Source organism: Pseudomonas sp. BE134, assembly GCF_031456105.1.
GTDB lineage: Bacteria > Pseudomonadota > Gammaproteobacteria > Pseudomonadales > Pseudomonadaceae > Aquipseudomonas.
Genome location: NZ_JAVDUA010000028.1, coordinates 1 through 16498 on the forward strand (window position 1 = coordinate 1; position 16498 = coordinate 16498).

Annotated in this window: 15 protein-coding genes; 9 read left to right on the forward strand and 6 right to left on the reverse strand. The window is 56.8% G+C overall.

What is annotated here, in order from left to right; genetic code table 11:
- From J2Y56_RS21445 to J2Y56_RS21485, 9 genes are all read left to right on the forward strand, one after another.
- Positions 1-381: aldehyde dehydrogenase family protein (locus tag J2Y56_RS21445; RefSeq protein WP_310352549.1), on the forward strand; the 381-nt coding region annotated here is incomplete at its 5' end.
- Between the two features lie 247 nt (positions 382-628).
- Positions 629-1999, forward strand: a complete 1371-nt coding sequence (eat, locus tag J2Y56_RS21450) for an ethanolamine permease (protein WP_310352551.1) — start codon at positions 629-631, stop codon at positions 1997-1999.
- 111 nt (positions 2000-2110) lie between these two features.
- Positions 2111-3505, forward strand: a complete 1395-nt coding sequence (locus tag J2Y56_RS21455) for an ethanolamine ammonia-lyase subunit EutB (protein WP_310352554.1) — start codon at positions 2111-2113, stop codon at positions 3503-3505.
- Between the two features lie 8 nt (positions 3506-3513).
- Positions 3514-4338 carry an ethanolamine ammonia-lyase subunit EutC gene (eutC, locus tag J2Y56_RS21460; RefSeq protein ID WP_310352557.1) on the forward strand — a complete coding sequence of 275 codons (825 nt, stop codon included), beginning with the start codon at positions 3514-3516 and terminating at the stop codon, positions 4336-4338.
- Between the two features lie 114 nt (positions 4339-4452).
- Complete coding sequence (locus J2Y56_RS21465; protein WP_007946692.1) at positions 4453-4914, forward strand: N-acetyltransferase; 462 nt, start codon at positions 4453-4455, stop codon at positions 4912-4914.
- 286 nt (positions 4915-5200) lie between these two features.
- Complete coding sequence (locus J2Y56_RS21470; protein WP_007946693.1) at positions 5201-5857, forward strand: DedA family protein; 657 nt, start codon at positions 5201-5203, stop codon at positions 5855-5857.
- 6 nt (positions 5858-5863) lie between these two features.
- On the forward strand, positions 5864-6676 hold the full coding sequence (locus J2Y56_RS21475) for a zinc-dependent peptidase (protein WP_310352559.1): 813 nt from the start codon (positions 5864-5866) through the stop codon (positions 6674-6676).
- A gap of 113 nt (positions 6677-6789) precedes the next feature.
- Complete coding sequence (gene ppa / locus J2Y56_RS21480) at positions 6790-7317, forward strand: inorganic diphosphatase (RefSeq protein WP_003205933.1); 528 nt, start codon at positions 6790-6792, stop codon at positions 7315-7317.
- A 228-nt stretch (positions 7318-7545) separates the two neighbouring features.
- A complete protein-coding gene (locus tag J2Y56_RS21485) occupies positions 7546-8292 on the forward strand; it encodes a helix-turn-helix transcriptional regulator (protein WP_007946695.1) in 747 nt (248 codons plus the stop codon).
- Positions 8293-8923: 631 nt separating this feature from the next.
- Here J2Y56_RS21485 and J2Y56_RS21490 read toward each other — a convergent pair.
- From J2Y56_RS21490 to hsdR, 6 genes are read right to left on the reverse strand one after another with little or no spacing between them, the layout of a single operon-like run.
- Positions 8924-9409: a hypothetical protein gene (locus tag J2Y56_RS21490; RefSeq protein ID WP_310352562.1), complete on the reverse strand. Its 486-nt coding sequence runs from the start codon at positions 9407-9409 to the stop codon at positions 8924-8926.
- Positions 9406-10113 carry a DUF3800 domain-containing protein gene (locus tag J2Y56_RS21495; RefSeq protein ID WP_310352564.1) on the reverse strand — a complete coding sequence of 236 codons (708 nt, stop codon included), beginning with the start codon at positions 10111-10113 and terminating at the stop codon, positions 9406-9408. The genes J2Y56_RS21490 and J2Y56_RS21495 overlap by 4 nt, the downstream gene beginning before the upstream one ends.
- Positions 10113-11819 carry a restriction endonuclease subunit S gene (locus J2Y56_RS21500; protein WP_310352567.1) on the reverse strand — a complete coding sequence of 569 codons (1707 nt, stop codon included), beginning with the start codon at positions 11817-11819 and terminating at the stop codon, positions 10113-10115. The genes J2Y56_RS21495 and J2Y56_RS21500 overlap by 1 nt, the downstream gene beginning before the upstream one ends.
- Positions 11816-13285, reverse strand: coding sequence for a class I SAM-dependent DNA methyltransferase (locus J2Y56_RS21505; RefSeq protein WP_310352569.1), 1470 nt, complete (start codon positions 13283-13285; stop codon positions 11816-11818). Before J2Y56_RS21505 ends, J2Y56_RS21500 begins: the two co-directional genes overlap by 4 nt.
- A 2-nt stretch (positions 13286-13287) precedes the next feature.
- Complete coding sequence (locus J2Y56_RS21510; protein ID WP_310352570.1) at positions 13288-14124, reverse strand: HNH endonuclease; 837 nt, start codon at positions 14122-14124, stop codon at positions 13288-13290.
- A 3-nt stretch (positions 14125-14127) separates the two neighbouring features.
- Complete coding sequence (gene hsdR, locus J2Y56_RS21515; RefSeq protein WP_310352573.1) at positions 14128-16488, reverse strand: EcoAI/FtnUII family type I restriction enzme subunit R; 2361 nt, start codon at positions 16486-16488, stop codon at positions 14128-14130.
- Between the last annotated feature and the right edge of the window lie 10 nt (positions 16489-16498).

The following is a 16498-nucleotide window of genomic DNA, read 5'->3' on the forward strand; positions in this document are numbered from 1 at the left end:
ACCGGGTATTACATCCAGCCGACCCTGCTCAAGGGCACCAACAAAATGCGCGTGTTCCAGGAAGAAATCTTTGGCCCGGTGGTGAGCATCACCACGTTCAAGGACGAAGCCGAAGCCCTGGCCATCGCCAACGACACCGAGTTCGGCCTGGGTGCCGGCCTCTGGACCCGCGACATCAACCGCGCCTATCGCATGGGCCGCGCCATCAAGGCCGGCCGTGTGTGGACCAACTGCTACCACCTGTACCCGGCGCACGCCGCGTTCGGTGGCTACAAAAAGTCCGGCGTCGGCCGTGAAACCCACAAAATGATGCTCGACCACTATCAGCAGACCAAAAACCTGCTGGTGAGCTACGACATCAATCCGCTGGGCTTCTTCTAAAAAGCCGGGGGCGATACAGAAATCCTGCATCGCCCTTTTTATAGCTATCGCGAGCAGGCTCGCTCCCACAGTGGTTATCCAGTGTTCACATAACCAATGTGGGAGCGAGCCTGCTCGCGATGGCGTCCTTAATGACACCGCACAACTGCCCTGGCCGCTCTGGCACGGGCTTTGCGTGCCCGCTTTTCAACTAAAACGTCGTACCGCAAGTCCAAAAGATCAAACAATAAAAAGACAGCGAGGACTTATGACTTCATCTACACAGCTCAAACCCACACTCGGCACCCTGCACCTATGGGGCATTGCCGTCGGCCTGGTGATTTCCGGTGAATACTTCGGCTGGAGTTACGGCTGGGGCACTGCCGGCACCCTGGGTTTTCTCGTCACAGCCCTGAGGGTGGCGACGATGTACACCTGCTTCATCTTCAGCTTCACCGAACTGACAACCGCGATTCCCCACGCGGGAGGGCCGTTTGCCTACAGCCGGCGGGCGTTTGGTGAGAAAGGCGGATTGATTGCCGGTATTGCCACCCTGATTGAATTCGTCTTTGCGCCACCGGCCATTGCGATGGCGATTGGCGCTTACCTCAACGTGCAATACCCGGAACTTGACCCCAAAATCGCCGCCGTTGGCGCGTATTTCGTGTTCATGACCCTCAATATTCTCGGCGTCAGCATCGCCGCCACCTTCGAACTGGTGGTCACCGTGCTGGCGGTCGCCGAGCTGCTGGTGTTCATGGGTGTCGTCGCGCCAGGCTTCAGCTTCAGTAACTTCGTACTCAATGGCTGGTCGGGTTCCAACGAGTTCACTATCGCCTCCATCCCCGGCATCTTTGCGGCCATTCCCTTCGCGATCTGGTTTTTCCTCGCGATTGAGGGAGCGGCAATGGCCGCTGAAGAAGCCAAGGACCCGAAACGCACGATTCCCAAGGCTTACGTCAGCGGCATTCTGACCTTGGTTTTCCTGGCCATTGGCGTGATGGTGATGGCTGGCGGCGTCGGCGACTGGCGCCAACTGTCGAACATCAACGACCCGCTGCCCCAGGCGATGAAAGCCGTGGTCGGCAACGATTCGACCTGGATGCACATGCTGGTGTGGATCGGTCTGTTCGGCCTGGTGGCGAGTTTTCACGGGATCATCCTCGGCTACTCGCGACAGTTCTTCGCCTTGGCGCGAGCCGGTTACCTGCCGAGCGGCCTGGCCAAACTTTCGCGCTTCCAGACCCCGCACCGCGCCATTCTGGCCGGTGGTGTGATTGGCATCGCGGCGATCTACAGCGATGGCCTGGTCAACCTGCAAGGCATGACGCTGACGGCGGCGATGATCACCATGTCGGTATTCGGTGCCATCGTGATGTACATCATCAGTATGCTGAGCCTGTTCAAGTTGCGTAAAACCGAACCGAACCTGGAACGCACCTTCCGCGCACCGGGCTATCCGATTGTCCCGGGCATTGCGCTGTTTCTGGCGGTGGTGTGTCTGGTGGCGATGGCCTGGTTCAATCCGCTGATCGGGTGCGTGTTCCTCGGCATCATGGCGGCCGGTTACCTGTACTTCCAGTTGACCGCCAAACAACGCGCCGATGCGCCGTCCGACGCGATGCTCGAAGGTATCTGAGTTGCACTGGCGCCGGGCTTGCTGCCCGGCGCCTGCCATATAGAAGTGCACGCAGTTCCCCTATGGGAGCCAGTGTTATTGAGAATTGTACAAATCAGGAGGAATCGCCCCATGGCCGCATTCGCCCACTCCGTCGGCGCTCAGACCTATCGCTTCGAGAGCCTCAAGGACGTCATGGCCAAGGCCAGTCCGGCGCGCTCCGGTGATTTTCTGGCAGGCGTCGCTGCGCTCAACGATGGCGAGCGCGTGGCCGCGCAGATGGCTCTGGCGGACATCCCGCTGACTCACTTCCTGCAGGAAGTACTGATTCCCTATGAGGCCGATGAAGTCACCCGACTGATCATCGACACTCACGACATACACGCCTTCGCCGTGGTCAGCCATCTCACTGTCGGCGGTTTTCGTGACTGGCTGCTCAGCGATGCCGCCGATGAACAGACTCTGCGCACGCTCGCCCCCGGCCTGACGCCGGAAATGGTGGCCGCCGTGTCGAAGATCATGCGCGTCCAGGATCTTGTGCTGGTGGCGCAGAAAATCCGTGTGGTCACGAAGTTTCGCGGCACCATGGGATTGCGTGGCCGACTATCCACCCGCCTGCAACCCAATCATCCCACCGACGAGCCCGCGGGCATTGCGGCGAGCATTCTCGACGGCCTGCTGTACGGAAACGGCGACGCAATGATAGGCATCAACCCGGCCACGGATAGCATCGCCTCGATCTGCGCCATGCTGGAAATGCTCGATGCAATCATCCAGCGCTACGAAATCCCGACTCAAGCCTGCGTGCTGACTCACGTCACCACGTCGATCGAGGCGATCAATCGCGGGGTTCCGCTGGATCTGGTGTTCCAGTCAATCGCCGGCACCGAAGCAGCGAACGCCAGTTTCGGCATCAACCTGAATGTCTTGAAGGAAGGTTACGACGCCGGTTTGAGCCTCAATCGCGGCACGCTGGGCCAGAACCTGATGTACTTCGAAACCGGTCAGGGCAGCGCGTTGTCCGCCAACGCCCACCACGGTATCGATCAACAGACCTGTGAAACCCGCGCCTACGCCGTGGCGCGTCATTTCAAACCGTTCCTGGTCAACACGGTTGTCGGTTTCATTGGCCCGGAATACCTCTACAACGGTAAACAGATCATTCGCGCCGGTCTCGAAGACCACTTCTGCGGCAAGTTGCTGGGCGTGCCGATGGGCTGCGACATCTGTTACACCAATCACGCCGAAGCCGACCAGGACGACATGGACACCCTGCTGACCCTGCTGGGCGTGGCCGGGATCAACTTCATCATGGGTATCCCCGGTTCCGACGACATCATGCTCAACTACCAGACCACCTCGTTCCACGATGCCCTCTATGCCCGCCAGACGCTGGGCCTGAAACCCGCGCCGGAATTCGAACAGTGGCTGACAAAAATGGGTATTTTCACCCAGGCAGACGGCAAAATTCACTTCGGCGACAGCCTGCCCCCGGCCTTCCGCCAGGCGATGGCGCAATTGGGATGAGTGCTTTCATGGATAAACCACCCGTTGATCCACAAAACCCGTTGCTGGAGTTGCGGCGCCTGACCCCGGCGCGAATTGCCTTGGGGCGCACTGGCACCAGCATGCCGACCAGCGCCCAACTGGATTTCCAGTATGCCCATGCTCAGGCGCGGGACGCGGTGCATCTACCGTTCGACTCGGCAGGGCTTGGTTCGCAGCTGGCGGAGATCGGGCGCAAGAGTGTTTTGCTGCACAGCGCCGCGACGGACCGAAACAGCTACTTGCAGCGCCCTGATTTGGGGCGAAAGTTGAGCGATGAGTCGGCGCAGACGCTGCGCACCTATGCCTCGGCCAATCCCGGCGGCGTCGATCTGGTCATCGTGGTGGCCGACGGGCTGTCAGCGCTGGCCGTTCATCGCCATACCCTGCCGTTTCTCGCACGCCTGGAAGAACAGGTGCTGGCCGAAGGCTGGTCCGTGTCGCCGGTGATGCTGGTCGAGCAGGGCCGCGTTGCGGTGGCCGATGAGATCGGTGAACGATTGGCGGCGAAAATGACGGTGATCCTGATTGGTGAGCGCCCAGGCCTCAGCTCACCGGACAGTCTAGGTTTATATTTCACTTACAATCCAAAGATCGGCCTGACGGACGCTTATCGCAATTGCATCTCCAATGTGCGGCTCGAAGGCCTGAGTTATGGCATGGCGGCACACCGTTTGCTTTATTTAATGCGCGAGGCCTGTCGCAGACAGTTGTCAGGGGTCAATCTCAAGGACGAAGCGCAGCTTCAGACACTGGATTCAGACGCAGGAGCGGACATGAAACGCAACTTCCTGTTGGGTCAGACAGATGCCTGAACCGTTTCTGCATTGCGTTTCTGCGCCTGTTTAAGGCAGGATCGACGAACGGCCGCCACGGGTTTCCCATCGCCGTCAATGCAGTAAGACAGCCACTTGAAGACGAGACCTACCATGCGGATTATTCAAGCGACCCTCGAACACCTGGACCTTCTGACGCCATTGTTCGTGAAGTATCGTGAGTTTTATGGATCGCTGCCGTACCCGGACTCGTCGCGTGCGTTTCTTGAAAAACGCCTGCGTCGCAAGGAATCGGTGATTTATCTGGCGCTGTCCGACGATGACAACAATAAACTGATGGGCTTCTGCCAGTTGTACCCGAGCTTTTCCTCGCTTTCGCTTAAACGCGTATGGATCCTCAACGACATTTATGTCGCCGAAGACGCCCGCCGCCAATTGGTGGCCGACAATCTGATCCGTACAGCGAAAAAAATGGCCAAGGAAACCAATGCCGTGCGCATGCGCGTTTCCACCAGCAGCGGCAACGAAGTTGCGCGCAAAACCTACGAATCCATCGGGTTCAAGGAAGACACCGAGTTCAAGAACTACGTGCTGCCGATCAGCGACAGTCTTTGACGCTCACTGGCCCTCTGTGGGAGCGAGCCTGCTCGCGATAGATACACCTCGGTTTGACTGATTCACCGAGGTGAGGCCATCGCCAGCAGGCTAACGCCTACAAAAGCAACGCATCAACCATCGGTCTAGCGCAACATTCCCCACTACAAACTGAACGCTCTTTTCACACGTCAGCCCGTATAATCCCGAGCATTCCGACTTGTAAGAAAAACTACCTCGATCTGTAGTCTTACGCGAAGTCATCCGCACAGGCCTGCAGAGTCAGGCCGTCACCACAGGTGCCCCTATGGATTTCAACCCGATCGACATTATTCTGCATCTCGACGTTTACCTCGACATGCTGGTGACCAACTACGGGACCTGGATCTACGCCATTCTGTTTCTGGTGATTTTTTGTGAAACCGGCCTGGTGGTGATGCCGTTCCTGCCAGGCGACTCCCTGCTGTTCATCGCCGGTGCCGTTGCGGCCGGTGGTGGCATGGACCCGGTATTGCTGGGCGGCCTGTTGATGCTCGCGGCGATTCTCGGCGACAGCACCAACTACTTGATTGGTCGAACGGCAGGCGAAAAACTCTTCAGTAACCCGGACTCGAAGATCTTCCGCCGCGACTACCTGCAACAAACCCACGATTTCTACGACAAGCATGGTGGTAAAACCGTAACGCTGGCGCGCTTCCTGCCGATCATCCGCACCTTTGCGCCGTTCGTCGCCGGCGTCGGCAATATGCCTTACCCACGTTTCTTTTTCTTCAGCGTGATTGGCACGATCCTTTGGGTCGGTGGACTGGTGACGTTAGGTTTCTTCTTCGGCAACGTACCGTTCATCAAGCAAAACCTCTCGTTGCTGGTGGTGGGTATCATCCTGCTATCGCTGGTTCCGATGATCATTGGCATGGTCCGCAGCCGCCTCGGCAACGCCGCGTCCAAAGCCCAATCGCGCTGATCTGCGATGTGGTCGCTTAGCGCCTGGCGCCGCCAGCGCATCCTGGCCAGACACCCGATTGCCGACGACATGTGGCAACGGGTGCGCCATCACCTGAGCTTTCTCGATGGCATCAGCACCGCTGAAAACCAGTGGCTGCGCGAAGCCTGTGTGCTGTTCCTCGAAGACAAACACCTGACCGCCCTGCCCGGCGTCGAACTGCACCAGGAGCAGCGCTTGCTGCTGGCAGCACAGGCGCAATTGCCGCTGCTGAAGCTGGGCGACTTGAACTGGTATCAGGGTTTCCACGAAATCATCCTCTATCCCGACGACTTCCTCAGCCCCCAGCGCCATCGCGACGCCAGCGGTGTCGAACATGAGTGGGACGGCGAACACAGCGGCGAGGCGTGGCAGCAAGGCCCGATCATCCTCGCCTGGCCGGGCGTGATGGCCAGTGGTGGCTGGGAAGGCTACAACCTGGTCATCCACGAACTCGCCCACAAACTCGACATGCTCAACGGCGTCGCCAATGGCCTGCCGCCGCTGCACCCCGATATGCGGGTCAGCGAGTGGGCCAAAGTGATGCAAGAGGCCTACGACGACCTTGACCGGCAACTGGAACGCAACCCGGAAACCGAAACCGCCATCGACCCCTACGCCGCGGAAAACCCCGCCGAGTTTTTCGCCGTCACCAGCGAATACTTCTTCAGCGCCCCGGATTTGCTGTTCGAGGCTTACCCACGGGTCTATGAGCAGCTCAAGCTTTTCTACCGACAGGATCCACTCAGGCGGTTACGGCAACTTCTGGCCGAAGACCCGGTCTATCAGGCACGCGACTAAAGTCTGTACGACCCTTGGTACGTAGCATCCACGGCGGAATATGCCTATAATCGCCGCCACTTTTTGGTCAATCCGGCCAAGTAACTTTGGTCAACTAACGGGGGCACCGCCCAATGAGCTACAGCAAGATTCCGGCTGGCAAAGACCTGCCGAACGACATCTACGTCGCGATCGAGATTCCGGCCAACCACGCGCCGATCAAATACGAAATCGACAAAGACAGCGATTGCCTGTTCGTTGACCGTTTCATGGCCACCCCGATGTTCTACCCGGCCAACTACGGTTACATCCCGAACACCCTGGCTGACGACGGTGATCCCCTCGACGTGCTGGTAGTAACCCCTTACCCGGTGGCTCCAGGCTCGGTCATCCGTGCACGTCCGGTCGGCATCCTGAACATGACCGACGACGGCGGCGGCGATGCAAAAGTCATCGCTGTTCCACACGACAAGTTGTCCCAGCTGTACGTCGACGTGAAGGAATACACCGACCTGCCACCGCTGCTGATCCAGCAGATCGAGCACTTCTTCGCGAACTACAAAGATCTCGAAAAAGGCAAATGGGTGAAGATCGAAGGCTGGGCCGGCGCAGATGCCGCCCGCGAAGCGATCACCAAGTCGGTTGCAGCCTATAAAGGCTAAGACGCCAGTGGCCTCGCGCCAATGACGCCTTGAAAAAACCCCGGTTGATCCGGGGTTTTTTGTGGGCGCTGATAAAGTGATTTAAACAACGTGTTTATCTTTAGGTCGCTGCGGTTTTTTTCTGTTTAATTTGTTCCAAATACGTCTTACATCCGGTCGTAAATTTCCCTCGAAATTTGAACGGTTCGTTTATTCAAAGCCCCGCCCTGCGCCCGTAGACTCGTGTTTATGAAAAAGAACACTAGCGGCCCACGGTTCAAAGCACTCCTCGAAAAAGCGAACATCACAACGACAGGATTTGCCGCTTTTTTCGACACGGAAGCACAAAACATCCACAACTGGTACACCCGCGGTGTGCCCGCCTACCGCATGGAAGAGGTGGCCAGATTACTCTCGGTAAACAGCCATTGGCTCAAAACAGGCGAAGGTCCGGAAGACGCCAAACACCTGCACCTGCTCGACGAGTCGGGCCACACCTTCGACGCCCAGGCCATTCGTGGCATCTACACGGTCATCGAGCCGATGGATGTCGAACTGCCCCTCTACAAAGAAATGCCCGTCGCCCCGGGGTCCCCTAAAACCCACATCGTGGAAGACAACGGCCAATTCATCCGCCTGCCCAAAAGCCACCTCGACTCCCTGGAAATCAATCATGCGGATGTGTTCTGCGTTCACATGCTCGGGAACGGCATGGGCGCGAGGATTGAAGATGGCTCCACACTGGCCATCGACCGAGGGCTTACCAAGGTGATTGATGGGGAGATTTACGCCATCGATCATGACGGGATGCTCCGAATCAAATACCTGCACCGAATGCCCGGCAATGCGCTGCGATTGCGCAGCTATAACAAAACCGAGCACCCGGATGAGATCTTCAGTGCCGAGCAGATTGAGAAGCAGAACATCAGGGTGTTGGGGTGGGTGTTCTGGTGGTCGACGCTTAACAAGCGTCGGCCGGCGGTGCCGTTTTTGTAAACGCACAGCCCTGTAGCGGCTGGGGCAATCGCTTTAGCCACACACCACGCTGGGAATTTCTCCAAAAAATCAGTATGCTGCGCCCCACATTTGCGCATCGACCCGCCCTGCGGCTCAGATCGCACCGACAAGGCAGATGATTTTCTCGCCGAGTCCCACAGCCGGACGCAAGATCCGGGTGTACGTTTTGAAGGCTGGCGCGGTTTACCAAAAATGATCCAAGCCAGTCCCCGAGAAGCCGGCCACAAGCCGGCTTTTTAATGCCTGAAAACCAAGCAGAATAAGGGCTTAATACAAAACTCCATCTTTGACCCACACTTTGACCCACACCAAAACACTGGGTTAGCCTCTGCTCTAGAAACTGGGCTCCTGTCAAACGACGATCTGTGTCGCCCTATGCTCTAGCGCATATGAACGAACTGCGCAAAACGGCAACGGCCCCTAGGACATCCGCTTTAGCACTAGAAGAAGGCAATACTTAGGCGGCAATCGTCTAAAATATCGTTACTTAACTTGAAATTGTGCTCCGCAGCGCCTACTGTTCGCACCAGCTCATCTACCAGCCTTCGGGTGTCAGCGTAGAAGGAGTACCGGCCCCGTCCTCCTGCGGAGGGCGTGGCCAGCCTAATTCTTAATTTTCCTCGCTATATCGCTCCCAGCGTCCTTCCAGTTTTCTCTTCTGATGCTCTCGTTCAACCGGGTAGGCCGTCCACGGCAGGATGTAGTCCTTGCGCTCGTCCAATACCACTAGGTATTCGGCTTCGGCAAACCATATCATCACGCGATGGCCAGACCCTTTCCGCTCACGCCAGACCTTGAGTCCAGCGTTAGTAGCATTTTCGATAATCGGCTTGGGCCAGCGAATACGCTCGCAACGCCGCAAGTCGGGCAGTCGCTCAGCTTCGTCGTTGCCTTCGGAAATCATGTGCCAGAAGGTTGCCTCCTTGTCCTGAATAACCGGGTGGCGCTTCAAGCCCAAACGCTTACCAGCGAACACGGGTTTTGACACAACGAAGTCAGCACAAAAAACCTGGTAGATAGCCTCCAGATAACAAGAAAAATCGCCGCCGTAAGCCTTCAGTTCCTCCAGTGGCGGTAGCCATCCCGGCAGACTCATTCTCCGTTGCTCCCATTCCAGAAGAACAGGTTGAACTTGAACTCACGTAGCAGCGTGTTCTGCTTCAGGCTATAGCGGCTGCGCTCGCGGATACGCTCGATCAGCCTCTGCTTGGCTTCGCTGCCGTCTAGTCCGCGATGCATGTAGGACAGCGCGCCGATTAGCAGATCCGCCAGTTGAAGCTGCTCAGCTTCATGCGAGTGGATGCGTTGTACCCGGCGAATCACCCTGCGCGAGAAGTCATAGGCGTTGTTGGCCAGCACTTCATGGAGCTTGGCGACCTTCTCATGCCCAAGGGTGTCCTTGATGTCGATGTATACGTGATAACCGGCATCTGGCTCAAAGATGGTTTTGAGCATCGAGAAGTACATCTTGTAGTACCAGTCATCATGGCTCTGCCTGTACTGCTGATGATTGAGGCGCGCCTTGTCGGCCACGATTAGGGCGCGGAAATGCAGATCATCGTCATCGAAGAAATAGTCGATGCAGTCCAAGTACAACTGCAGCTTGGTCGAACCCACCTTGGTCCACTTGATCTCGAAATCCGGTGGCAGTTTGTGCTTGGTCTTGATTTCACGCAGGCGCTTGGCGATCTCCAGGCGCTTGCCTTCAGGGCACCAGACCGCGCCCAATACCATGGCCTTCTGGCCGTCGTTCTCCAGGTGGCAAGACTCGTCGCAGTAGATATTGAAGGTTTCGTTCATCACGCCACCGCCTGCTCGACCAATGTGCTAGCCAGCTGTTCGTTGAGCTGGCGGGCCTGGGTTAGGCGGAGTTTTAGTTGGTCGCAGAGGGCCATAAGTTGATCGACTTTGGCGACTATGCGGTGTTGTTCTGCCATTGGTGCGAGCGGGAATAGCAGCCCTTTTAGCGCAGTTCCGTTCACATTTGGCTGCCCTGTCCCCATTGAGTTGGCGTAAAGCTGGTCCCAATAAAACTGAGAACTCAAAAAAACTTTGGTGAAGTCAGGGTAGATCGAGTCAAGGCAGCCAATTCGGATCAGGTATGAGGCAAACACGGCTGAATGGGTAAGCCCTGAAACAAGATACGACTTGCCAATAGTCCCGCCTGTTCGAGCGATAACGATATCGCCATCTTTCAGCTCATAACCGGCAATTTCGGCTGGGGAAATGTCACATCCAGGAACGCTATCCCAGTTGACTCCATCATTTTGGATGTCAGTGATCCTGAGGAATAAGGGCTCCCCTTTTTGGTGATTGGCGGATGCAGTGAATCCATATTGAACATCGCTAGAAACCTGCCCAAGCTGGGACCACTCCCATCCTGCCGGTAGCTCAAACGGCTTTTCCTCTTCAGTAATTTCTGTCATCGGCTTTGGCTTTTTGATCCTCCCTTCCGCCACCAATCGCGTCTTTTCCACTGAAATTCGCTTGAGCAGTTCGCTGGCGGGTTCGTCGGTGGGGTCTTGGGGGACTAGTTTGCCCATTACGGCCAGTTGCAGTAGGCTTTTTTTGAGGGCGTCGATGCTGGGTTCGGTGGTGAATAGGGTGTGGAAGTGTTCGGCCAGGCGCTCCCAGCTGGCGGCGAAGTCGGTGGCGTCGCTGGCTTGGGTCAGGCTGTCGAGCAGCGCTTGCACCAGTTGGGCGTGGGCGCTTTCGGCGTCGGCGTGCTGAGCTTCCAACCGGTCGCACAGGGTCATCAGTTCATCGACTTTGGCTACGATGCGGTGTTGTTGAGCGAGAGGTGGCAGAGGAATTGGCAGTGACCCTACGTGCCCTTGGTTCACTGTCTTTTGCCCTGTTGTGCTCAGGAACAAACTAGCGATAGTGCTTCGTATGATCGCGCCATCGCCAACAATCTTTAGATACGCCGAGCAAATGATGTCTTGAGGAAATCTCATGCGGATAAAGTGGTCGCACGGAATGGCTTGAAGCTCAGTCCGACATACTATGAAGCGGCCTACGAGATCTGCGCTTCCGTTGACACGTATGAGGAGAATATCGCCAGACTCCAGGCAGTACTTGCTGATCGTCGCTTCTTCTAGGGTCAGGCTTCTAGTGTCTTCGAGTGAGATTTCCCCCGACTTAATGTCTGCAAGCCTTAGCACCGTAACGGTGATGCCACTGGAATCACCGCGACTAGAAGCTCCGTTTTGAAAATCAGGAAGAAGCTCTGAGAGCTTGCACCACTCCCAGTCCGAAGGGACTTGAAAGGGTTCTTCGCCGGTCATTTCCAGCAAAGATTTCTGCTTCTTGAGCCGCCCCAAAGATACCAACCGTGCCTTTTCCTCGGCGATGCGCTTAAGCAACTCACTTGCCGGCTCGTCATTCGGGTCCTGCGGCACCAGTTTCCCTCGCACCGCCAGTTCTAGAATCAACTCACGCAGTTTTTTGATGCCATTGGACGCACCGGCCAGCAGCGGCAGATTATCGGTCAGTAACGCTGTCATACCTGGCGCTCCAGGGCTTCGGCCAGCACCACCTTGAGCTGGTCGCGCAGCTCGCTGATCTCGCCTCGCAGCAAGGCGTAATCACGCAGCAGCTCGTCCGGGTCGTGGCTGATCTGCTCGCCGATATGTGGGTTTTTGCAGTCGAGATTCAAGTTGCGCGCTTGTAGCTCTTCGACGCTGACCCTCCAGGCAAACTCGTTCTCCACCCGTGCAGCAAAGCCATCGGCCTCGCTGCCCCACCAGGCTTCCTCGACGGTGAACTCTTCGATACGCATGGGGCGGGTTTTGGAGTAGTTCTTTACGCCGGCCGGGTACTGGTGTTCGTAGAACCAAACCTGCTTGGTCGGCGTGCCCTTGGTGAAGAACAGCAGGTTGGTTTTGATGCCGGTGTAAGGGTTGAACACGCCGTTTGGCAGGCGAACGATGGTGTGGAGGTTGCACTCGGTGAGCAGCTTTTCCTTGATGCGATTTTTGATGCCTTCGCCAAATAGAAAGCCATCGGGCAGCACCACGGCGGCGCGGCCACCGTCTTTGAGTAGCTGCATGATCAGCACCAGAAACAGGTCGGCGGTTTCGCGGGTGCGGAAGGCGGCGGGAAAGTTGGTTTCGATGCCGTCTTCTTCCATACCGCCGAACGGAGGGTTGGCGACGATACAGTGAACGCGCTCACTAGGGCCCCAGCTGATCAGCGGTTTGCTCAGGGTGTTGTCATGGCGAATCTGGCTGGGCACCTCGATGCCATGGAGGATCATGTTGGTGGTGGCCAGAAGGTGAGGCAGCGGCTTTTTCTCCACGCCGAAGATGCTAGCTTGTAGGGTGCGTTCATCTTCGGCAGTTTTTACATAGCGGCTGCGCTTGTGCTCGATGGTGCAGGTGAGGAAGCCACCCGTGCCGCAGGCCGGGTCCATGACTTTCTCGTCCAGCTTGGGGTCGACCATGCGCACCATAAATTCGGTGACGGGGCGCGGGGTATAGAACTCCCCGGCGTTACCGGCGTTCTGCAGGTCACGCAGCAGTTGCTCATAGAGGTTGCCGAACTCGTGCCGTTCCTGGGCCTTGTTGAAGTCCACTCCTTCCTGAATTTTGTTGATCACCTGGCGCAGCAGCTGGCCGGACTTCATGTAGTTGTAGGCGTCTTCAAACACGCTGCGCACTACGAAGGCCGAGGGCGTACTGCTGTATTCGTGCAGATTCTGCAACTGGGGAAACAGGTTGCTATCGATAAACTCCTTCAGAGCATCACCGGTCATGCCTTCCGGGTCCGCAGCCCAAGTGCGCCAACGGCAGCTCTCAGGGATGGGCGACTGGTAGTTGTCGTCCATCAACTCCCATTCTTGTTCACGGTCATCGAAGATCTTTAGGAACAGCAGCCAGACTAACTGGCCGATGCGCTGAGCGTCGCCGTCGACGCCAACGTCTTTACGCATGATGTCTTGGATGGATTTGATCGTGCTGCTGATGGACATGTTTACTTCCTAAACAAATTTTCGCGGTGCCAGGCCAGATAGCTGCAGTGACGCGGCTCGATCTGACGCAAGCGCAAATGGGTGTGCAGATGTAGCGCCGTGGCGCTGTCGGGGTCCAGCTCGGAGCTGAGGCGAATCAGCCCCTGGTCGTCAAAGGTGATAAGGCCCTGATCGAAGGCCAGATCGAGATTGGGGGAGAGCAGCACGCCATTATACGGATCGAGACGTTCATTGGCGCTGGCCGCACGCCAGGGCTTGATATGCGAGGCGCGCAGCAGGGCCGGCACGGTGCAATCGGTGATCGCACAACCACCCCAATAGGCAAGCAACGCCTGGCGATATTCACCCTGACCGATACGCGCCTTGATCAGCGCCTCACGTTCGGTGTCTGTGATGTCGTTGCTACTGAGCATTGCGTCAAACTGCTCAGCCTCCACCATCTCCGCCTGTAGTTTCGCTGTAGCACTAAAACAACGATGCCCAAGCAGCGCTAGCAGCTGTGGAAGATCTGCGCGGGTAGAGATATCCAAAGCGACAGCCAGTTTGCTAACTGAACCCTTCACCTTGGGGAATCCCCTAATATTGGTGTTTTTGTATCTGACATTAGGTTGTGTGGGCGACAGGGTTTTGATCGCATCCCAGTTAGGTGAGGCAACATGGTCAGGATGGATAAGGAATGGCTGCTCACAGACAGGAGCACCCGTTTTACTCATCTTCACGAATACCAAACCACTCAGGTCCGAATGTTCGTAGCCGTTGGCGTGTTTGTTTTTGACGATGAGAACAAAACCAAGGCGTTTAAGCTCATCGGCGATTTCAACTGAATTCAGCTTATTCATAGGTTAGGCGTACAACTCCTGCTCCAGCGCCTGAATAGCTTTCTGGTAACCCGGCTTGCCACCAAATGCCTTTACCAACTCGATGGGCGCACCGATCTGACTGAAGGGGTCGAGCTGGAGGATTTTGATGTCTTCGATATGTTCGATGCCGGTGTCGGCATACTTATCGAGCAGCGCCTCAATTACCTGACGCGCTGCGCCGGAATACTTGCTGAAGTAGTTGCGCTTTTTCACTTGATCGGCGCGCTCCTGGCGCGTGAGGGCCGGCTGGTCAAAGGCGACATGGCAGATCAGATCGAACGGATCGAGGGGCTTGCCTTGCTTGGCTTCCACCTCTTCGGCCAAGGCTTCCCACATCACCCCCTGGGTCGCCATTTCCTCGATGATGGCCTTCTTCTGCTCGGCATCACCCCAGCGGCGCAGGAAGTCGTCCAGCGAGGCAAACTGTCTCTTCACGCAGGCGCGAGTGTAGTCATGGAGCGACTCGGTGATCAACTTGCCGTCGGGGCCGTAATACTGCACACGCTCGGCGATGACGTAGATCGGGATGCTGTCGATGACATACTTGATGCGTTTTGGACTGCCCTCCTCGCCCTCGCCAAAAGGGTCGTCTACCTCGCCGTCACCGCCGGCGGCGACGCCGTCACCTTCGAGCATATCGTCTGGCGGTACGGGTGAGTCGTCACCTTCTGGGGCGTAGATCACCACCGGGTCACCATCGAAGGCGGGGTCGGCAAACAGTTCGGTGGCCTTTTTGAAGTCCATGATGGTGAACCAGTACTTGCCATGGTCTTCGTTGATGCGGGTGCCCCGACCGATGATCTGCTTGAACTCGGTCATCGACTTGATGTGCTGGTCGAGTACGATCAGCTTGCAGGTCTGGGCATCGACGCCAGTGGTCATCAGCTTGCTTGTGGTGGCGATGACCGGATATCGCGCTTCCGGGTTGATGAAGTTATCCAGCTCGGCCTTGCCCTCTTGCTCATCGCCGGTGATGCGCATGACGTATTTACGGTTTTCTTTGACGCGCTCAGGGTTGAGGTTAACCAGGGCCTGGCGCATACGCTCGGCATGGTTGATGTCGTCACAGAAAACGATGGTCTTCTGGAATGGGTCGCTGGCCTTGAGAAAGTCGGTGACCTTCTGCGCCACTAGTTGGGTGCGCGCCTCGATGACTAGGGTGCGATCCATGTCCTTGAGGTTGTAGATACGGTCTTCAATCAGCTCGCCATTTTTGTCGAGCATGCCCTTGGGCGGCCGCCAACCCTGGAGGTCTTTGTCGAAGTCGATGCGTACTACTTTATAAGGGGCGAGAAAGCCGTCTTCAATGCCCTGTTTGAGGGTGTAGCTGTAAACCGGCTCGCCGAAGTAGGTGATGCTGGAAACCTCTTTAGTTTCCTTCGGTGTGGCGGTGAGGCCTACATGGGTGGCGCTGGAGAAGTACTCGAGGATCTCGCGCCAAGCGGAATCTTCGGCGGCGCTGCCACGGTGGCATTCGTCAATCACCACCAGATCGAAGAAATCCGGGCTGAACTGTTTGTAGACGTTCTGCTCTTCCTCAGTGCCGGTCACGGCTTGGTACAGCGACAGATAGATCTCGAAAGACTTGTCGATCTGCCGTTTGCTGATTTTGGTCATCGCCTGGCCGAACGGCTTGAAGTCATTGTTCTTGGTCTGGTCAACCAAGATGTTGCGGTCGGCAAGAAACAGGATGCGTTTCTTCTGTTTGGACTTCCACAGGCGCCAGATGATCTGGAAGGCGGTGTAGGTTTTGCCGGTACCGGTGGCCATGACCAACAGGATGCGCGACTGTCCCTTGGCCACGGCCTCGACGGTACGGTTGATCGCGTTGGTTTGGTAATAACGCGGCATGCGCCCGGAGCCGTCATTATAGTAGGGCGACTCGATTTTCTGGCGGGCGTCAACGCTCAAGCCTTTCGATTGGCAGTAGCGCTGCCACAGCTCGTCAGGAGAGGGGAACTGATCAAGGCTCAGCTCGGTTTCGACCTGTTCCCCGGTGCCGGTGCGGTCGTGGAATAGAAAGCCATCGCCATTACTGGAGAACACGAACGGGACGTCCAATGCATCGGCATAGCCGAGGGCTTGCTGCATGCCAGAGCCAATAGAGTGCTTGTTGTCTTTCGCTTCTATAACAGCGATCGGCAGGTTGGCTTGGTGATAGAGAATGAAGTCAGCTCGGCGGGACTCTCCTCGGGTGTGCAGCTTGCCCCGGACGATTATGCGACCTTTGGTAAAGCTGACTTCCTCGCGCACCTGCTTGTGCAAATCCCAACCAGCTTGCTGGATGGCTGGGGCGATGTATTTGCTGCAGATGTCCCGCTCGGAAAGCGACTTTTTGTCCATAACCCCAATT